Raw genomic sequence first — 19,490 nt, forward strand, 5'->3', positions numbered from 1 at the left:
ATTGATTCGTTATATTGTCGCTGCAGAAAAGGATTGTTCAAGCAACTCTGTTTTGAGTTCTTCCGTCATATTCAAAGGCTCCGCAAATTGCACTCCAATAATCCAACCCTTGGCAAGTTTCTTAATGTTTGCAACGGAGCAGCGATTGTCATCATCAATATAACCATTTAGAGGTGAGTCTATCGTGATCCTATCACCTACTAAGAACTCTGGTTCTATCATGGTTGAGATCCCACAACCGGATAACGAGAAATCAATCAAGCAGCCTTCGTATTTATTGTTCATATGGTCGATAGCGCAACCCAGCTGTAGCTTGTAGCGTTCATGTTCTCGCACGGGCTTGGTCGCGAATGTGGCGGGAATACGAATAAACAACAACGGAGATGGACGTAGAATATTCATCAGAACGCTGGTTTTAAAAGCAATCACGTGTCCCAAATCCGTATCTGAAACACCTCGAATGACCACATCGACATTGTTGAGCTTACGGAGTGCTTGTTCTTCCAGTAGTCGTGTTGGAATATCGAGAATGATATAAGCGTTTTCTTTCAATCCAATATAAGTCGCAGCGTAAGTGTATTTTTCTTCCGAGCTGAACTCGAAGTTAACCCAGAGGCGCATTCCTGTTTTTAAAAATCGATATAATTCGTCTTTGCTGTGAGTTGAAGGCATAACATCTGACGTTGTAATTTATTATGCCCAACAGGTTATCAAAACGCCGTTTTGGCTTTCAATAGTCGGAGACAAAAGTCGTGCAATTTTATTCTTATCTGTGAACGGGGGGCTGATATTTTTGGCCAGGGTCTTGTTTCATTAAAACATTGCTTGCCACGATGCTGCCACACGTAACCAAAAAGAGTGCGCACCAAGTTAAGATATCTGGTCTTTCATTGAAAACCGGTATCGCCAGCAAGGTTGCGAGCACCGGGGTTAAGGAACCAAAGGCTGCACTCGCTTCTGCCCCAATGTTTTTTACGGCATAGAGGAAGGTGAAAGAGGCAACTAACCCAGCGCCAACACCTTGCAGCAAGACATGTCCAAAGAGTTCACTCCATGGCCATTTGTTTAAGGGAGTGATGGCGAGGTAACTGTCTGTCCAACCAAAACCGATGGCGACGATAAGCATCGCAAACGAGATGATCGATACAAACCCAGCGCAAACCTGTGCACTCAAATTTGCTACACGAGCACTGATAGTAAACGTGGCCCACATCAAACTACCCAGCAAAAACAAAAAATGCCCTTTAAGTTGGGGCCAATTGTATTCACTTCCCAAGTTGGACAATAAAAAAACAGCTATACCAAACAACACCGCCGACAGACCAATAATTCGATGCCGGCTGAGTGGTTGTTGAAAGCAAATTACCGCGATAGCAGATACAAATAAAGGCAAGGTTCCTGGGACGAGAGCACTGCCATGCGCGACAGGGGCAAACTGCATTGCAGTGCCAACAATCAACAAGTAAGGCAAGCCACTACCAAGAAGGATACCGAGGAGGTATTTGTGGGGGACCGCGCGCACGTGATCCATCGATTTGATGACGAATGGAAATAAGACTAAGGCCGGGACGAGAAATCGGGTGAGAGCAATGTCTGCTGGCTCAAGATTAGAAATCGCCCCGCCTTTGAGGGACAGAAAAAAACCAGCCCAAAGAAAAAGGGTGGTGAGCATCGCGGCGTATCCTAAAGCCATCATGTGTCCAATACTTTGTGAATAATGTGTTAATTATCGGATGAAAGTGACGATTAATGGTGGCAAACTATAGTGCTATATCGCTCGATATTGATGATTTTAATCTCAATGAAAGCTTTTGTTAGTGAAATTTGGCATGGATGATGAAATGGATAAAATAGATCGCCAATTACTTCATTTGATTCAACAAGACGCGACGATGACGACGAGTGAGCTTGCAGATAAAGTCGGACTCTCTGCTTCACCTTGTGCAAGAAGGATCAAACGGCTAGAGCAGGAGGGGGTCATTAGCGGTTATAGGGCAATGATTTCACGTGATAAAGCGGGCATCGCGATGACGGTGTTTGTTGAGGTCAGTTTGAATAATCACCAAGCAACCTCTATTGATGACTTTGAACAAGCCATCGGTGATATGGAAGAGGTCATCTCTTGTCATGTTGTTTCTGGGGCATACGACTATCTGCTCGAAGTCGTAAGCAAAGATCTGATGGGTTATGAGTCGTTTACTCGAAAATTACAGCGATTGGAAAATGTAAAAGACATCCACACGCACTTAGCCATTCGACAAGTGAAGGGTAATGGTAATCTTCCTATTTATACTCAGACTTAAGTTGATACTAAATCATAAAATGATTTCGAAAGGTAAGTACACATGAAGTGGTTAGATAGGCTGCGTATCGCTCATTATCACCGTAAACGATATAAGCAATTTGGTGACGACAAGGCAAAAACATTAGGTTGGCAGGACAAGTTTAGCCAAGTAAGTCGCTTTGAAGCCTTGTGTCATGATTTACCGCTCAATGGTACGAGCCTTCTAGATATCGGGTGTGGTTATGCTGATTTACTTGAATATTTAGAGCAAAAAGATATCTGCTTATCTGGCTATATCGGAATTGACCAGCAGAAGCAGTTCATTTCTGTGGCTAGGCAAAGAGTCTTCAAAACACACGCGGATTACATACGAGGAGACTTTTCCAAACTTGTGCTGCCGAGTGCGGACTATGTCTTGGCTTCTGGCTCTTTGAATTATCAATCAGCTAATCCAAATCATACTGTCGAGATGATTGAGAAGATGTATCGGGGGGCGAAGATAGCCTGTGCGTTTAACTTATTGGATGAGGCAAAGTTACCGAGTATGCAGATGCTTGAATCGCACAACAAAGAGGGAATACTGCGTTATTGCCGACTGTTATGTAAGGACAGTTATTTGGTTGAAGGGTATTCCGAGCACGATTTCACTATTGTGATGCCAAAACATTAAATCGCCTTTCGTTTAGCGAGCAATAAAAAACGGAGTCAGTTGCCTGACTCCGCTTGGTGATTCTTTTAAGCCTTATTGGTATTTGTATTTTGAGATCTCACAGTTACCTGTGTGTCTATCAACCTTAAATGAGAACGCGGCTGAATGGTATTCCCTCCCATCGCTCCAAATTGTCTCTCCGAAGATTTTACAAAGGTCCAAGTCACTGATTGAACCGAACTGTTTAACGTGCCTAACTACTGACAAAAACTTGGCTTTGGTAGCATTAGGACAATCCCTGTTACTTAATCGATTGATAACCATTTTTGTAGCATCATCTCCAGCCAAATGTGACTTTATATTAAATTTTGTTAATGGGTAAATTACCCAAAAACTGGTCGTAAGTAAAGCGTTATTGTGACAGATGTCTCTATAAATTGACCTGTTTGATTATTAATTGCTCAATTTGAAAGGGGGAACAATCCCAATATGAACAGAATCATTCAGAGCTGTTTCGTGCATAATTAATAGCGTCGATTTCCATGCCATATTGATTGGCAAGTGTGAGGTACTTTCCTGCCAAAATTCGGAAGTCATTTTGCATTTCTAATGTATTGGTCAGATACCAGTTCGCCGTGATCTCGTTCGACTTAGCGCCTTCCTTCTGGCAATAAAAGACAATGCGTTTCCAATTTTCAGCGATGGTTTGAGAGCGATGCATCAGGGCGTTTATAGCGCGTGACATTTCGATGAAATCCTCTCGTTGTTCCTCTGACTCCAACAATTGCTTTTTCAAGCGGTTTTTATTGGAAGGCGTACGCCAAAGTTTGCTTAACTCATCCGTTGAAAATGTTTGTGAGTACATCTGACTATCGTTGTATTCTTTTAGGCTCTCATTAAACAAGCGAGCATGTTCATTGTAATTGGACTCTAAACGACTGAATTGGGTAAGATTGTCATTCCACGAAGCGTGGTCACATTGAATATTGGCGAATGCTGGAAGTGGAGCTAGGAGCAATATCCATTTGAGCTTGTTCATCATTGTTGTCACGTAAGTTATGCATCTGCTATCAGTATAGATGCTGTATGGGCGCCGTTGATATAAAGAAGAAAAGGAATAGGACATGAAGAAAGCACTGATTGCACTGGTCATTTTATTGCTGCTTGGAGGCGCTGGGGCAGGGTACTACTTCTTCTTTATGCAAAAAGACGAGCCTGTCGCTGAAGCGCCGTTTAAGCCTGAAAAAGAGGTGGGTCCAAAAGAGGAACCAAAACCTATCATGGATTTAGAAGTGCCTGCTCCAGAGGTCACCGAATACTATGTCACAGAACGCCGCATCAACGTGTATAACAAACCCGATAACCAATCATTGATTGTTGATGCCCTATATAAGGGTGAGAAAGTATCGGTGCTGGAGAAAGCTGATGGTTGGTTTCGCCTCTCGGATTACATTGTTTATGAAGAGGGAGGGGAAGAAACGGCAGAATGGGTCGATGCGAAAGGGCTATCGGATTCACAACCGGTGATTAAAGAACAAGAGCGCTTGGAAATATTGGATAACTACTTACAAAAGTCCGATGATTTGAAAGTACACTTAGATATATTCCGTAATAAAACGCAGCAATTGCTTGATGACGAAACGTGTGCGCCTAGTGACTTCGAAGAGCTTGGAGGATGGGTTCGCTCTGTGACGTATAAAAAGCGCAATGTGTATTTCATATATTGCGGCGGGCTAGAACAAGAAAACAAAATCTATTTAGATGTCGATAAAGGTGAAATATTTTATCGATGAATGTCTGTTGAACGCTGGTGGATGTTGTTTTCCAAGGTTGGAAACAGAGATTTATAACTTTTTAGTTGTTAACTATAAGCAATAGGAATACTATCTGCGAGCTGAGTTGAAGAACTCGGCTCGTTTTGTTTTAAGTGAGCTATCATGCCTTGGATTTACGTTAGAAAACTGTTTTTGCTGCTACTTGCAATGGTGCTATCGCCAATGCAAGCTTCTGCTGCGCAGTTAGAGCATAAATCGCATTTACCTCACTTCTCTAAGTTACAACCTTTTACGGTTGCTAACTCCGCAACGAACTCTCCGGTTGATATTTCCGAGCTGACAGAAGAGTCTACTCAGTCTCCTGTTTCAGAGGGACATGCCAGCCAAGATTCATTCGCTATTTTTAACTCTCAACGTTGGACATCGCACCTACGCGAGAATATCGACGACGAACATGTTGATTTCGTTGGTGATCTAACCAGTCCTTTTTACGCCGATGCTGGTTATGCTTATAGCCTAATGGACATCAGTTGGCGTCAAAACCAATCTACCTTTCACCATTTTGTTAGTGACCATCGCATTGCTGGTTGGAAAGACACCAATGCCATGTACGTCGCTCTCAATAGTCAGTTTTCAGCTTAAACACCATCACTCTGCACATCTTGTGCGTTCTTAACACGACAACATTTTTACAGGGCGAGTGATTGTTCTGCGCATTCCATACCTGCTTTTAGTTGGGTAATCGTTTTGTCGTGTCTTGAATTTAACTATTTGAATATTCACTGATTAGTGAATGGATGATGTTTACATGAAGAAAACACCGAAACCACAGAAAACCAGAAAAGTGCTGAACCATTACTCAGCATGGAAATATGTCGTATTAATTACGACCGTTATCATCTTAACTTTGAGCGCAATCCCAACTTGGTTTGGCGAGCAGCCGTCTATTCAGGTTACGTTTGCTGACCAAAACAACAGTGCGATGTCAGTGGTTCAATTGGATCAGCTATTAAAGTCGCATCACATTCCTGCGTCGAAGATCATTGAGAAAGATGGCCAAACCACAATCGTTTTCGATGGAGAAGATGCACAAAGTAAAGCGCGTGCTCTGTTAAACGAACAACTAAACAAAGACGACAGCATTACGTTCTCTTACGTATCGGTTGCACCAGAGTGGCTAAATGAAATGGGCTTTAGCCCAATCAAGCTAGGTTTGGATTTGCGTGGTGGTGTGCAATTCCTGCTGAACGTCGATGTAAATAAAGCATTCGAAGAACAACGTGACGCATTAGTAGACGAGATCAAAGCAAGCCTTCGTGAAGAGCGTGTTCGTGGTGTTCAGGTTCGCGCCGAAGCGGGCAACCACATTGCGGTAAACAGTGAAAACGAGGAAGGCTTGAAAGCAGCAAGCCAATTCCTTCGCCAAAACTACCCTGGCTGGACGATGACAAGCACAGACCGAGGCTTTGAACTTCAACCAAGTGAACAAAACATCCAAGAGTTCCAAACGACTACGTTGCAACAAAACTTGAAGATCATGCGCGGTCGTATAGAAGAACTCGGTATTACCGAGGCGATGGTTCAACGTCAAGGTAAAGAGAGTATTCGTATCGAACTTCCTGGTGTTCAAGATCCTGCCCAAGCGAAAAACGTTATCGGTGCAACAGCGAGTCTTGCTTTCTATGAAGTGAAAGATGCAAGCCAAGCACGAAGCAGCCAAGATCTTGTTCTAAAAGACAACGACGGCCGTACCGTTATTCTTGCTAAACGTCCTGTCCTTACTGGTGAGCACATTGTAAACGCACGTGCCGGCGTGGATAAAATGGGCATGTCAGAAGTAAACATCTCTCTAGACCACGCGGGTGGTAAGAAGATGAGTGACTTCTCCGCGACTCACATTGGTAAGCCTATGGCGACCGTGTACCGTGAGTACAAGACAAATGAACGCGGCATGACAGAGCGCAGTGAACGCGTCATCAGTGTTGCAACGATTCAATCTCAACTTGGTAGCCAATTCCGCATCACAGGTGCTGGCAGCATGGATGAAGCGCAACAACTAGCTTTGCTTCTGCGTGCAGGCTCTCTAACTGCCCCAGTAACGATTGTTGAAGAGCGCACAATTGGTGCTTCTCTTGGTGCAGAAAACATTCAAAACGGCTTTGCTGCGCTTGCGCTAGGTATGGGCTTAACGCTCACCTTTATGGCGCTTTGGTACCGTCGTTTAGGTTGGGTTGCAAACGTAGCACTTTGTGCAAATATGCTTTGCTTGCTTGGCTTAATCGCGCTGCTTCCAGGCGCGGTACTTACATTGCCTGGTATTGCCGGTTTGGTATTGACCGTAGGCATGGCAGTGGATACCAACGTAATTATCTTTGAACGTATTAAGGACAAAATGCGAGAGGGTCGCAGCTTCGCTCAAGCGATTGACCTCGGTTTTGACAGTGCATTTGCAACCATCCTTGATGCCAACATCACCACCATGATCACAGCAGTGATTCTATACGCGATCGGTAACGGTCCAATTCAGGGCTTTGCTTTAACACTAGGCTTGGGTCTGATGACCAGTATGTTTACTGGCGTATTCGCTTCTCGTGCAATGATTAATTTAATTTGGGGCCGTGATGGCCGTCGTGATGTAAGGGTTTAAATCATGGTTGAAATGCTAAAACAAAATATCCGCAAGATTCGTTACTTCACAACGTTTGTTTCTGTTGTTCTAACGGTCATTGCGCTGGTCGCCCTTGGTATGAAGGGACTAAACTTTGGTCTTGATTTCACTGGTGGTATGGTTACCGAAGTGAAAGTCGATAAACAACTAACGAACCACGATTTATTGAATGCACTGCAACCTAAGTTGGGTGACTCGACATCAGTAACTCGTTCTGGTGAAGATGGTCGTTGGGTGATTCGCTATTCAGCACCAACAGAGGGGCAAACTTTACCAAGTGTGGCAGAGACGCTTAAGCCGATCTCACATGAAGTGAAAGTTGTAAGTAACAGTATCGTAGGGGCTCAAGTAGGTCAGGATTTGTTCGATCAAGGTGGTTTAGCGCTACTGGTTTCAGTACTGACAATTCTTGGTTACTTGTGTTTCCGCTTTGAGTGGCGTTTAGCAAGTGGTTCATTGTTCGCTCTCGCGCACGACGTTATTCTCGTTCTGGGTTTCTTTGCTATTACCCAAATGGAATTCAATTTAACGGTGTTCGCAGCGATTCTCGCTATTCTCGGTTACTCGTTGAATGACTCGATTATCATTGCAGACCGAATTCGTGAGTTACTGGTTGCTAAGCAAAGTTGGAAAACGGAACAAATTAACGATGAAGCGGTACTGGCGACGTTCTCCCGTACTATGGTGACGTCTGGTACAACGCTTATCACTGTTGGAGCACTATGGATAATGGGGGGCTCAGCTCTTGCTGGTTTCTCAACAGCAATGTTTATCGGCGTACTATCGGGTACGTGGTCATCTATCTCGATTGGTACGGTGCTTCCGGAATGGTTGAAGCTAGAACCAAAACACTACCTACCAGTAGAGATCGACACTGCACCATAATGTTTGGTGTGTAAACCAATCAGAATAGATATTTGGTCATCATTGCTGGTTAAAATCGCTGATAGCTACGTTATAGATTTTGTAGGTAGGTTAACTAGTTAGCTGCAATCTATGCCTTGCTCTAAGCGATTTTTCTTGCGCGATGATGTGACCATCTACTTACCCTGATTGGTATAGGTAAAAGTGCTTGCGCCACTCAACTTGAGTGGCGCTTTTTTATCTAGAGAAACGAGAAACGAGAAACGAGAAACGAGAAACGAGAAACGAGAAACGAGAAACGAGAAACGAGAAATAAAATAAAAGAAGGTGTTACTTAACGCGCATTAGGCGATGCTTCACTGAACCAAGATCGAACTCTATGATTTGGGAACGCTTCATCGATTCAACTTTGGTGAGCATGGCATCTTGATAACCTTTCTTCTTCATCCACTGTAATGGTTCCGAAAAGCTGTCCTCATTCACCACATAAGACTCGCCTTTGTGCTCTCCCGTATAGACGTTTACTACCCACACGCGAGCCTGAAAATCGAGCGCCTCACGAATGGTCTGTTTGAACTTATCTAAGATGTGTGTCATTGCTTGCTGAATTAGCTCAATAACAACCAAACACCGACACCCATCATCAAAGTGCCTGCAATTCGGTTCATCAAGCGCACGTTTTTTGATTGGCCTAGTAAACGTTTAAGTCCTTTGCCACCAGTAGCGTAAAGAGACATACAGATGAACTCAAATAGCAAAATAATAGAGACGAGAACAACAAGTTGAGGCGTGAGTGCTGCACTTTGATCGATAAACGGAGGGAGAAGTGAAATCATGAACGCCCACCCCTTTGGGTTTGCGATGGCTGTAATAAACCCTTGAAGTACCAAATCCCAGTTACCACTAGTCGGGACATCAATACTATCAACATTGATTGCGAGCTTACCTCGTGAACGCCACATTTCAATTCCCAGATAGAGCAGGTAGCTAGCGCCAATCAGTTTGAGCGCAGTAAACAGCCATGGGTAGTTGAGCATGATTGCGGCAATACCAAGTACTGCAGAGACAGAAACCAGCGCCACCCCAACTAATTCTCCTGCCATCATCCACAGGGTTCTTCGGTAGCCGATGCTCATGCCTAACGTGAGCGCGAGTGTCATACACATGCCAGGCGTGATAGAAACAAAGAAAAAGGTGGGGATAAACATGGTCAGCAAAGCGGTATTCATATTAGTGATTATTGTATTATTAGCTAGTCAGGCAACAAAGATAGTGCAAAGTGCTCTTCGATGCCATAGATAAAAGTCGTTACCTTCTTGGACATCCATCTACCTTTCAACTATTTAATAAAAATAAAATAGTAATTAAATGATTGCGACATATTAGTGCTTGCATGCACCAAATAGTGACATTTATAAAAAGTCGTTTTTTAAATAAGCCTATATTAAGGAAAGGATTTCAGAGTTTTTATTTATTTTACGTTGATTTAATTGTCATTAAAGGTTTGATGCTAATTAAAGTTTTAATGCAAGGTGACATCTAAATAAATGATATATTTAATATTTGTAAGGTCATCTGTTGGAACTATTACTCCAATGATTTAATTAATAATTATTAGTTTAGAAACCAAAGATGATCTTTCACTCTTTGTAAATGCAATAAACATAAAAATTCGTATAAGTGACTGAAATAAAAATGGTTTTAATCATTGTTGATTAAGTTGTCTATAGTTTAAGTCTTTTTAAATCAATCCCTTAAGTGTATTTAACCTTTCGATAACATTTCATTGCTAGTGAGATCTAAATCAATCTTATGCAAATGAATGAGTTTTTTATTTGAAATGTAATATTTCTAGGTTAACTTAAAATAAAAGGCAGCAGAGGATTTGTTGCCACAAGAATAAATTTATATGTCAGTTGGCGAAATATTTCGCCAGTGTCTTAATTCGCTTTTTTAATGCCGTTAAGAATGGAGTCTTCAATGAAGAAAGTCGCTTTGATCACTGGATCAAAAGGCGGAATTGGTTCTGCTATTTCCTCTCAATTAGTTAATGATGGTTACCGAGTAATTGCTACTTACTTTACTGGTAACTATGAGTGTGCGTTGGAATGGTTTAATGAAAAAGGGTTCAATAAAGATCAGGTACGTCTTTTTGAACTAGATGTAACTAACACCGCTCAATGTGCTGAAAAACTAGCACTTTTACTTGAGGAAGAAGGAACCGTTGATGTCGTCGTCAATAATGCAGGAATCACACGCGATGGCGTGTTTAAAAAGATGACTGCACAAGCTTGGAACGACGTCATTAATACCAACCTAAATAGCTTGTTCAACGTAACACAGCCGCTTTTTGCAACTATGTGCGAAAAAGGTGGTGGTCGTATTATTAACATATCTTCTGTTAATGGCCTGAAAGGCCAGTTTGGTCAAGCAAACTATTCAGCGGCTAAGGCTGGCATGATTGGTTTTTCTAAAGCATTGGCATATGAGGGGGCTCGCTCCGGCGTAACGGTAAACGTTATTGCTCCGGGTTACACAGGGACACCAATGGTTGAACAAATGAAACCGGAAGTGCTGGAGTCTATCACCAACCAGATCCCAATGAAGCGTTTAGCAACGCCTGAAGAAATTGCATCATCCGTAAGCTTCTTAGTGAGTGATGCCGGCGCTTACATCACCGGTGAAACACTGTCGGTGAACGGCGGCCTATACATGAGCTAAGGAGAAGATGATGGAAAAAGTATTTGTTATTGCAGCGAAACGTACACCGATTGGCGCGTTTGGCGGAAGCTTAAAAAACACGTCAGCGGGCAATCTAGCGGCGGTTGCAATTAAAGGTGCGCTTGAGGCGGCATCACTAACGGGCGATAAAGTTGATGAAGTGATCGTTGGTAACGTTATCGCAGCAGGGCAAGGTATGGGCGTTGGTCGTCAAGCCGCGATGTTTGCCGGTATTCCCGAGTCTGTGCCAGCTTATGGCGTGAACATGGTTTGCGGCAGTGGTATGAAAACTGTCATGGATGGCGTTTCTCATATTCGCAGTGGCGATGCACAAGTGGTTGTGGCTGCAGGTGTCGAGGTAATGTCACAAATCCCATTCATCGTGCCTAGCGTTGTACGTGATGGCAATAAGATGGGCAACATGGAGTTGAAAGATCTCCTCATTGCTGACGGTTTGACTGACGTTTACAACCAATACCACATGGGTGTTACCGCCGAAAATGTTGCGAAAGAGGTTGGTTTGACGCGCCAACAGCAAGACGAATATGCGCTAGCGAGCCAACAAAAGGCTGTCGCTGCGATTGAAGCGGGTAAGTTCAAAGACGAAATTGTACCGGTCGAAGTTAAACAACGTCGTGAAACCGTCGTGTTTGATACGGATGAATACCCTAAAGCAAACGCAACACTGGAAGGCTTGAGTAAACTGCGCCCAGCTTTTGACCGTGAAGGTACGGTAACAGCAGGTAATGCTTCCGGCATTAATGACGGTGCTAGTGCCATTATCCTTGCTTCTGAGAGTGCAGTTCAGGAACTCGGCTTAACGCCAATCGCTGAAATCGTAAGTTATGCGCAGTCTGGTCTGGATCCAAAAATTATGGGTCTTGGTCCGGTTGAATCGGTAAACAAAGCGTTGAACAAAGCCGACCTGAAAACCAGCGATATTGACGTTTATGAGTTGAATGAAGCCTTTGCTGCACAAGCTTTGGGTGTGATTCATAAATTGGCAGAAACCAACCAAGTTCCCGTGAGCTCAATTCAAGACAAAGCCAACTTTAATGGTGGTGCAATCGCATTGGGCCACCCTCTAGGTGCATCAGGTAACCGCATTTTGGTTACGTTAGTACACGAACTTCACAAACAAGACGGTCAGTACGGTGTTGCTTCACTTTGTGTAGGCGGCGGTATGGGCACGGCTGTGGTTGTAAAAGCAGTTAAGTAGTTATTTAAACGGATATTTTAATTCTTTCTCTAGGAGATAAACCATGTACACTGATTTCTTCAAAACTTTTAGCGATCAAACTGAAAAGAACCTTGAACCATACTTGAAGTTCAACAAACTAGTGACAAAGAACGTAGAAGTGCTTACAGAGCTTCAACTGAATGCAATCCGCACATATAGCGAAGTTGGCCTAAACCAAATGAAAGCAGCGTCAGAAATCAAAGACGTTACTTCTCTAACGGCGTTTAACAGCCAGCAACTAAGCGTGCTTACAAAGCTTTCTCAACAAATGATGGATGACAGCAACAAGTTGCAATCTATCGCAAAAGAATTCAAAGAAGACGTTGAACAAATGACTTCGGAAAATCTAAAGACTGTTACTCCTGCGTAATACGTCCACTTTTCGCCGCCCGAGTTCTTGGGCGGCGTTATTCTTTCCGAATATAGGAGTAAGACTATGTTTCAGCACTTCTTTTCGGACTATCTTGTTAAGCTTCAAGAAACCAATCATCAGTGGTGGCATGATTTCGAAGTCAACAAGGCAGTCGTGAATTCTCCTTTGAATAAGGCCATGCAAGAAGTGAACTTCGAAGACACGGCTAAACTGTTCGAACAAGCCGCCAATCAACCAGCTGCGATTTTAAAACTCCAAGCTGAGTGGTGGGAGCAACAACTGCAAATATGGCAGAACGTGGCGTTAGCTGGTAACCAGGCACAAATCATCGAAGCAGAGAAGGGCGATAAGCGTTTCTCTAACGAAGCTTGGCAAAACGAAGCGATGTACAGCTTCATCAAACAATCCTACCTATTGTTTAGTAAAACTTATCTCGACACTCTGGATTCTATTGAAGGGTTGGATGAGAAGACGAAAGAACGCATTACCTTCTTCTCTCGCCAAGCCATCAATGCACTCTCTCCTTCAAACTTTATCGCGACTAACCCAGAGCTGCTTAAACTGACGTTAGAGCAAAATGGTGAAAACCTCCTAACGGGTTTGGAAAAGCTGAAAGAGGACGTAGAGTCAAGCGCAGACATTCTGAAAGTACGAATGACAAACAACAATGCTTTCCGTGTTGGTGATGATGTGGCGACAACCGCAGGTGATGTTGTGTTTCAAAATGAGTTGTTTGAGCTCATTCAATACCGTCCTTTGACAGAAAAAATCAATGCAACGCCACTGCTTATCGTCCCGCCGTTTATCAACAAATACTACATCCTTGATCTAACGGCAAAGAACTCTATGGTTCGTTGGTTGTTAGAGCAAGGCCACAGCGTGTTTATGATGTCCTGGCGCAACCCAGGTAAAGAGCAAGCTCAAGTTGAGTTTGGTGACTACGTGACGGAAGGCGTCGCCAAAGCAGTTACGGCCATCGAAGACGTAACGGGCCAAGAGCAGATAAATGCGGCTGGTTACTGTATTGGTGGTACGGTCTTGGCCAGTACCGTGGCGTACTATGCTGCGAAACGTATGAAGAAACGCATTAAATCTGCAAGCTTCTTTACCACTCTACTGGACTTCTCTCAGCCGGGCGAAGTAGGGGCGTACATCAACGATACCATCATCAGTGCAATTGAGACGCAAAACAACGCGAAAGGTTACATGGATGGCCGCTCACTCAGCGTTACCTTCAGCCTATTACGCGAGAACAGTCTGTACTGGAACTACTATGTGGACAATTACCTCAAAGGCAACAGCCCTGTAGACTTCGATCTTCTGTACTGGAACAGCGACAGCACCAATGTGAGCGCTGCTTCCCACAACTTCTTATTGCGTGAACTCTATCTAGAGAACAAGCTTGTTCAAGACAAGGGCGTGAAGATCGGTGGCGTCTGGATCGATCTGAATAAGATTAAGATCCCGAGCTACTTTGTATCGACCAAAGAAGACCATATCGCATTGTGGCAAGGAACCTATCGTGGTGCACTCAATACTGGCGGCAATAAGACCTTTGTGTTGGGTGAGTCTGGTCATATCGCGGGGATCGTTAACCATCCTGCTAAAAATAAGTATGGCTACTGGTTAAACGACAACCTTGATGATTCTGCTGATGAATGGTTTAACAATGCTAACCATCAGGAGGGTTCTTGGTGGACACACTGGCATCAATGGTTAATGCAGTTCAACCCAGAAGAGCAGGTCGAACCGTTCCCAGTTGGTTCTGAGCAAAATCCGGCTATTGATGAAGCTCCGGGTCAATACGTTCGACAAGTTCTGCCTATTAAAGAGTCCTAAACTGCTCCTCACAGCAGTATTATTTGGCGGCCTATAGGGTCGCCTTTTTTATCTGTGTTACTTCTCTTAGATCACTTCTAATTCGTTAACCCCAAATAGCCTTAGATTGAACCGTAGGAAAGGTGATTAGTTTGGGTGGGTTGTATATGGAGAGCAATAACCAAAGCGTACTCTTTGCCTGTTAGAAAGAAAAAACGCCAAGCAGTTGCTTGGCGTTTTCCGTCAACAAAATAGGCAAAAATGTCGACTCGCTAGAGGCTAATTACACCTCTTTATCCTTACCTAGTGAAAGTAGCCATAGAGAGACTGCTGCTACCCCCACAAAGCCGGAAAGAATAATCACGGGCATTGCGCTATATCCAAGGAAATGCCAGATAAAGGATTCTAGATTGCTCATTGTCTGTGTTTCTCCTTATTGCCAGCCTTCAACACCGTGCATGTCAGGCAGTTTGTGTGCGATACCTTTGTGGCAATCTACACACGTTTTTTCGCCTGAAGCAAGCGCAGTTGAGTGTTGTTCTGCTGCACGTTTACCCTGTTGTGAGTAGTCCATGAAATCGAACTCATGACAGTTACGACACTCAAGAGAGTCGTTCTTCTTCATTCGTGCCCATTCACGTTCTGCTAAGTGCTCGCGACGTGCTTGGAATTTCTCTGGTGTATCGATGGTCTTCGTCACGTAGTGAGCAAACAACTCTTTTGACGCTTGAACTTTACGGACGATCTTATCTGTCCATTCATGTGGTACGTGACAGTCTGAACAGATAGCACGAACGCCAGAACGGTTAGAGTAGTGGATTGTCTCTTGGATTTCAGCAACGATTGGTGCGTGACAGCCAGAACAGAATTCCTCTGTGTTGGTTGCTTCCATACCTGTGTTGAATGCCCCCCAAAAGAGAAGACCACCGGCAAAGCCAAGAAATAAAACAACACCAGCGGCAGCTTTACTTGGGCGTGATAGCCTCTTCCAAAACGCTTTAAGTATTTTCATAAGTAACCTCTTAGTACTCGCGTTTCAATTACTGAAGCGAATCGACTGCCTTAAACTCGTTTTCCACTAGCGGAGTAGCACTGGTTTGTGGAACGTGACATTGCAAACAGAAGTAGCGACGTGGAGACATGTCTGCTAATACCGCGTCTTCTCGGTTAACGTAGTGCGTTACACTGATTTTGGTAGCGCCTGCGTCTTTAGCGTTTTTCCAGCTGTGACATGCTAGACATTTGTTTGCGTTCAAAGACACCTCGTAGTTACGAATGTTATGTGGGATCAGCGGTGGCTGATAAACAAAGCTGTCTTCAACGATTTGATCTTTTGGAAAATCTTTAAAGTCATCCGCAGGACGTGTGTCTTCAAGCTGTGCAGTGCCGCGTAGCGAGTCTAGACCGCCTGTGCCGCCAGGGTTGTCCAGTTCAGCTTGCGCTACGCCTGTCAACAAAGCACCTACAGATAAAAGTGCGACAAGTAATTTTTTCATCATTTCATCTCCGCCTTTAAGGCTAAAATTCTTTTCTAGGCCGCCGCGCTGGCGGCCTGTGCATTCGTTATTTGACGGTTAAGCAATCTTAGTGATTTTGACTGGACACTTTTTAAAGTCTGTCTGTTTAGACAATGGGTCCGTCGCATCAAGGATCAGCTTGTTGATCAAAATACGAGCATCAAAGAACGGTACGAATACCAAGCCTTTTGGCGGACGGTTACGGCCGCGAGTTTCTACACGAACGCGTACTTCACCACGTTTGTTTGCCATCAGAACTTCTTCCCCGCGGCGAACGTTGCGAGCTTTAGCGTCGTCAGGGTGCATGTAACACACCGCATCTGGAACTGCTTTGTATAGCTCTGGAACACGGCGCGTCATTGTACCTGTATGCCAATGTTCAAGAACTCGGCCTGTACATAGCCACATATCGAACTCTTCGTTAGGCACTTCTGGTGGCGCTTCGTATGGTGCAGAGATGATCTTCGCTTTGCCATCTGCATTACCGTAGAAGTCCCAACCTGAACCTGCTTTCGCGTACGGGTCAGAGCCTTCTTTAAAGCGCCATTGTGTTTCTTTGCCATCAACAACCGGCCAGCGTAGACCACGTACTGTGTGGTAAACATCGTATGGTGCTAAGTCGTGACCGTGACCACGACCAAACGTCGCGTACTCTTCGAACAGACCTTTCTGTACGTAGTAACCGAAGTGGTGAGCGTCATCGTTCATCTCACGCGCTTCTTCGATAGGGAACTTGTCCACTTGACCATTCTTGAACAGCATGTCGTACATGGTTTTGCCACGGTATTCCGGTGCTTTAGCAAGTAACTCTTCTGGCCACACTTCTTCCATCTTGAAGCGTTTCGAGAATTCCATTACTTGCCATAGGTCAGACTTCGCATCACCAATCGTACCAACTTGTTGGTACCATGCTTGAGTACGACGCTCAGCATTACCGTATGCGCCTTCTTTCTCAATCCACATCGCGGTAGGAAGGATAAGGTCTCCAGCTTGCGCGGTTGCGGTTGGGTATGGGTCAGATACGACGATGAAGTTTTCTGGGTTACGGTAACCAGGAAGACGCTCAGCGTTGATGTTCGGACCAGCTTGCATGTTGTTGTTACATTGAACCCAGTAACAGTTTAGAACGCCGTCATGCAACATACGGTCTTGCAGTACTGCGTGGAACCCCGGTTTCGGTGGGATAGTGCCTTCCGGTAGCTTCCAGATATTTTCTGCAATCTTACGGTGTTTAGGGTTAGCAACGACCATATCTGCTGGTAAGCGGTGAGCAAATGTACCAACTTCACGAGCCGTACCACACGCTGATGGTTGACCTGTTAGTGAGAATGGGCTGTTACCCGGAGTCGCAATCTTGCCGGTTAGTAGGTGGATGTTGTAAACCAAGTTGTTCATCCATACGCCGCGAGTATGTTGGTTCATACCCATCGTCCATAGAGACATCACTTTTGTGTTTGGATCCGCGTATTGCTTTGCAAGCTCAATCAGTTTTTCTTTTTCAACGCCAGAGATCTCTGACGCTTTCTCAACCGTATATGGTGCTACAGACTTTTTGTATTCTTCGAATGAGATAGAAGTTAGCTTGCCAGAGTTCGGATTCTTCGCTGCCTTTTGTAGTGGGTCGTCGTCACGTAGACCGTAACCAATATCAGTGTCAGCTTGGGTGAAGTTAGTATGCTTGTTTACAAAATCCCAGTTCACTGCATCATTTTCGATGATGTAGTTTGCGATGAAGTTAGCAATCGCTAGGTCAGACTGAGGATTGAAAATGTAGCCATGATCTGCCAACTCAAATGAACGGTGGTAGTAAGTAGAAAGCACGTTCACTTTAACGTGAGGGTGGCTTAGGCGACGGTCAGTAATACGCGTCCAAAGTACAGGGTGCATTTCTGCCATGTTTGAACCCCAAAGAACGAATGCGTCTGCGTTCTCGAAGTCATCGTAACAACCCATTGGCTCATCGATACCAAATGCACGCATGAAGCCAACTACAGCAGATGCCATACAGTGACGCGCGTTAGGGTCGATATTGTTAGAGCGGAAACCTGCTTTCATCATTTTTGCAGCAGCGTAACCTTCCATTACTGTCCATTGGCCAGAACCGAACATCCCCACGCTGGTTGGGCCTTTTTTCTCTAGAGATGCTTTCCATTTCTCTGCCATGATGTCGAAAGCAGCGTCCCAAGAGATCGGTGCGAAATCACCGTTCTTATCGTATTTACCATCTTTCATACGCAGCATTGGCGTAGTCAGACGATCTTGGCCGTACATGATTTTTGAAAGGAAGTAACCTTTGATACAGTTCAGGCCTTTGTTTACCGGCGCTTCAGGGTCACCCTGTGTTGCTACTACTTTACCGTTTTGAGTACCAACAAGAACAGAACAGCCTGTACCACAGAAACGACAAGGCGCTTTGTCCCATGTGATTTTGGTTTGATCAGAGCTTGCAATCAGGTTAGTTGCAGAAGCTGGTAGTGTAATACCTGCGACAGCAGCAGCTGATGCAGCCGCGTTTGCTTTCACAAACGCACGTCTTGTCATTTTCATACTTCACCCTCAATTTGGGAATGTTGTGTTCCAGTGTCTTTTTCGTCCGTTTCTTCTAGCCCAGTTTCGATTTGGTGATAAACCAAAACCGTGCTCAAGACATTCGGTAAATTATTAATCGCATCGATAGTGTCTGTGATGAAACCTTGGTTCTCTGTTTCAAGCACAACGATGATTTTGCCTTCAGGACTGTCGCCGTAGATTTCCGCATTTTCATATGTTTCGATCTGGGTTTTCGTCTCTGCTAAATGTTCAGGCAGAACATGCACTACCAGACTTGAAATATGCACTTCGTTTAGTGACATACGTCTCTCTCGTTTTATTGCCTTTCACCGACCACTGACGGTTCAGGCTGTTATATTGCTCACATTGATGGATGAAGTAGGGCACACTGAAACGCATGCGCCGCAGCCGTTACACTCATCAAGGTCTAAATTTGGTTGTGCCACCTTGCCCAGTTCCAATTTGAACCGGATTGCCATTGGGTCACACATGTCCCCGCAGCTTCGGCACTCGACATTTTGCTTAGCTAAACAACTATCGGTGATGCTCGCTTTTGCCTGCCATGGCTGTTCTGTTTCTGCTAAGAACAAGGGTTCAGGACAAACATTGGCGCATTGATAACAAAAAGTGCATTCATCGATAGAAAAGTTGACCGCAGGAAATCCACCGTCGCTTTTGATTATAATTTTGGTTTCACATGCCTCGACGCATTTACCGCAACGAGTGCAGTCGTCTGTAAACTGCGTTGGCTTCGCTATCCAAGGAAGACGTAAGGAATTATCCAACTGCGTTTTTCTAGCAAAAAGTCTTCTTCGAGAAAGGTCTACCACTTAGTCACCTCAAAATTTGAAACCCAAACTAAGCATAGTCCACAATTTCATTAATAAACTGTCATTTAAGTACACGAAATTGTAGTTTTTGACATATATCTATAAATACCTCTTAGGGGGTAATTCGAATGCAATATTGTTTTGGATCAATAAATTCCGACGCAGGTGATCACATATTGATAAAGTTGAAAGATAATACGT

22 protein-coding genes are annotated in these 19,490 nt (G+C 44.2%); 10 read left to right on the forward strand and 12 right to left on the reverse strand.

Features of this window, described 5'->3' with window-relative positions:
* Positions 1–9: 9 nt before the first annotated feature.
* Both ATB76_RS02350 and ATB76_RS02355 read right to left on the reverse strand, forming a co-directional pair.
* The gene (locus ATB76_RS02350) at positions 10–672 is read right to left on the reverse strand and encodes a flagellar brake protein (protein ID WP_042600210.1); all 663 of its coding nucleotides are present in this window, start codon (positions 670–672) and stop codon (positions 10–12) included.
* A gap of 94 nt (positions 673–766) precedes the next feature.
* On the reverse strand, positions 767–1,693 hold the full coding sequence (locus ATB76_RS02355; RefSeq protein ID WP_042600222.1) for a DMT family transporter: 927 nt from the start codon (positions 1,691–1,693) through the stop codon (positions 767–769).
* Between the two features lie 148 nt (positions 1,694–1,841).
* On the opposite strand from ATB76_RS02355, the gene ATB76_RS02360 reads away from it, so the two are divergent.
* Positions 1,842–2,303 carry an Lrp/AsnC family transcriptional regulator gene (locus tag ATB76_RS02360; protein ID WP_038867482.1) on the forward strand — a complete coding sequence of 154 codons (462 nt, stop codon included), beginning with the start codon at positions 1,842–1,844 and terminating at the stop codon, positions 2,301–2,303.
* A gap of 42 nt (positions 2,304–2,345) precedes the next feature.
* Complete coding sequence (locus ATB76_RS02365) at positions 2,346–2,954, forward strand: class I SAM-dependent methyltransferase (RefSeq protein ID WP_061034523.1); 609 nt, start codon at positions 2,346–2,348, stop codon at positions 2,952–2,954.
* A 72-nt stretch (positions 2,955–3,026) separates the two neighbouring features.
* On the opposite strand, the gene ATB76_RS28870 is transcribed toward ATB76_RS02365, so the two are convergent.
* Positions 3,027–3,257 carry a hypothetical protein gene (locus ATB76_RS28870; RefSeq protein ID WP_080774283.1) on the reverse strand — a complete coding sequence of 77 codons (231 nt, stop codon included), beginning with the start codon at positions 3,255–3,257 and terminating at the stop codon, positions 3,027–3,029.
* 175 nt (positions 3,258–3,432) lie between these two features.
* Entirely contained in the window at positions 3,433–4,086 is a 654-nt protein-coding gene (locus ATB76_RS02370; RefSeq protein ID WP_240538017.1) for an ATPase, read from the reverse strand.
* Here ATB76_RS02370 and ATB76_RS02375 point away from each other — a divergent pair.
* From ATB76_RS02375 to secF, 4 genes are all read left to right on the forward strand, one after another.
* Positions 4,058–4,726, forward strand: coding sequence for an SH3 domain-containing protein (locus ATB76_RS02375; protein WP_038867378.1), 669 nt, complete (start codon positions 4,058–4,060; stop codon positions 4,724–4,726). The two genes, ATB76_RS02370 and ATB76_RS02375, sit on opposite strands and share 29 nt — an antisense overlap.
* A gap of 144 nt (positions 4,727–4,870) precedes the next feature.
* Positions 4,871–5,350: a hypothetical protein gene (locus ATB76_RS02380; protein ID WP_038877615.1), complete on the forward strand. Its 480-nt coding sequence runs from the start codon at positions 4,871–4,873 to the stop codon at positions 5,348–5,350.
* A gap of 166 nt (positions 5,351–5,516) precedes the next feature.
* A complete protein-coding gene (gene secD / locus ATB76_RS02385) occupies positions 5,517–7,355 on the forward strand; it encodes a protein translocase subunit SecD (RefSeq protein WP_038867483.1) in 1,839 nt (612 codons plus the stop codon).
* A gap of 3 nt (positions 7,356–7,358) precedes the next feature.
* Entirely contained in the window at positions 7,359–8,261 is a 903-nt protein-coding gene (secF, locus tag ATB76_RS02390) for a protein translocase subunit SecF (RefSeq protein ID WP_061034525.1), read from the forward strand.
* 309 nt (positions 8,262–8,570) lie between these two features.
* Here the strand turns inward: secF and ATB76_RS02395 are convergent, their stop codons facing one another.
* A complete protein-coding gene (locus ATB76_RS02395; RefSeq protein WP_039974909.1) occupies positions 8,571–8,837 on the reverse strand; it encodes a hypothetical protein in 267 nt (88 codons plus the stop codon).
* 11 nt (positions 8,838–8,848) lie between these two features.
* Positions 8,849–9,469 (reverse strand): LysE family translocator, encoded by a 621-nt coding sequence (locus ATB76_RS02400; protein ID WP_038867386.1) that lies wholly within the window; start codon positions 9,467–9,469, stop codon positions 8,849–8,851.
* A gap of 751 nt (positions 9,470–10,220) precedes the next feature.
* On the opposite strand from ATB76_RS02400, the gene ATB76_RS02405 reads away from it, so the two are divergent.
* The 4 genes from ATB76_RS02405 to phaC all read left to right on the forward strand — a co-directional run bounded on the left by ATB76_RS02405 (position 10,221) and on the right by phaC (position 14,413).
* Complete coding sequence (locus ATB76_RS02405) at positions 10,221–10,961, forward strand: SDR family oxidoreductase (RefSeq protein ID WP_038867388.1); 741 nt, start codon at positions 10,221–10,223, stop codon at positions 10,959–10,961.
* Positions 10,962–10,971: 10 nt separating this feature from the next.
* Positions 10,972–12,180, forward strand: a complete 1,209-nt coding sequence (locus tag ATB76_RS02410) for an acetyl-CoA C-acetyltransferase (protein ID WP_038867390.1) — start codon at positions 10,972–10,974, stop codon at positions 12,178–12,180.
* Between the two features lie 43 nt (positions 12,181–12,223).
* Positions 12,224–12,571: a phasin family protein gene (locus tag ATB76_RS02415; RefSeq protein ID WP_038867394.1), complete on the forward strand. Its 348-nt coding sequence runs from the start codon at positions 12,224–12,226 to the stop codon at positions 12,569–12,571.
* Between the two features lie 66 nt (positions 12,572–12,637).
* Positions 12,638–14,413 (forward strand): class I poly(R)-hydroxyalkanoic acid synthase, encoded by a 1,776-nt coding sequence (phaC, locus tag ATB76_RS02420; RefSeq protein WP_038867396.1) that lies wholly within the window; start codon positions 12,638–12,640, stop codon positions 14,411–14,413.
* Positions 14,414–14,675: 262 nt separating this feature from the next.
* Here phaC and ATB76_RS27045 read toward each other — a convergent pair whose 3' ends face one another.
* The 6 genes from ATB76_RS27045 to napF form a co-directional block, all read right to left on the reverse strand.
* A complete protein-coding gene (locus ATB76_RS27045; protein WP_009704753.1) occupies positions 14,676–14,810 on the reverse strand; it encodes a TIGR02808 family protein in 135 nt (44 codons plus the stop codon).
* A 15-nt stretch (positions 14,811–14,825) separates the two neighbouring features.
* Complete coding sequence (locus ATB76_RS02425; RefSeq protein WP_038867399.1) at positions 14,826–15,404, reverse strand: NapC/NirT family cytochrome c; 579 nt, start codon at positions 15,402–15,404, stop codon at positions 14,826–14,828.
* Between the two features lie 28 nt (positions 15,405–15,432).
* Positions 15,433–15,888: a nitrate reductase cytochrome c-type subunit gene (locus ATB76_RS02430; RefSeq protein ID WP_061034756.1), complete on the reverse strand. Its 456-nt coding sequence runs from the start codon at positions 15,886–15,888 to the stop codon at positions 15,433–15,435.
* Between the two features lie 78 nt (positions 15,889–15,966).
* Entirely contained in the window at positions 15,967–18,456 is a 2,490-nt protein-coding gene (napA, locus tag ATB76_RS02435) for a periplasmic nitrate reductase subunit alpha (protein WP_038867401.1), read from the reverse strand.
* A complete protein-coding gene (locus tag ATB76_RS02440) occupies positions 18,453–18,761 on the reverse strand; it encodes a chaperone NapD (RefSeq protein ID WP_038877602.1) in 309 nt (102 codons plus the stop codon). The genes napA and ATB76_RS02440 overlap by 4 nt, the downstream gene beginning before the upstream one ends.
* 42 nt (positions 18,762–18,803) lie before the next feature.
* Positions 18,804–19,289, reverse strand: coding sequence for a ferredoxin-type protein NapF (napF, locus tag ATB76_RS27050; RefSeq protein WP_080774391.1), 486 nt, complete (start codon positions 19,287–19,289; stop codon positions 18,804–18,806).
* Positions 19,290–19,490 lie beyond the last annotated feature (201 nt).

The organism is Vibrio sp. MOR3, assembly GCF_001557775.1.
Lineage (GTDB): Bacteria > Pseudomonadota > Gammaproteobacteria > Enterobacterales > Vibrionaceae > Vibrio > Vibrio jasicida.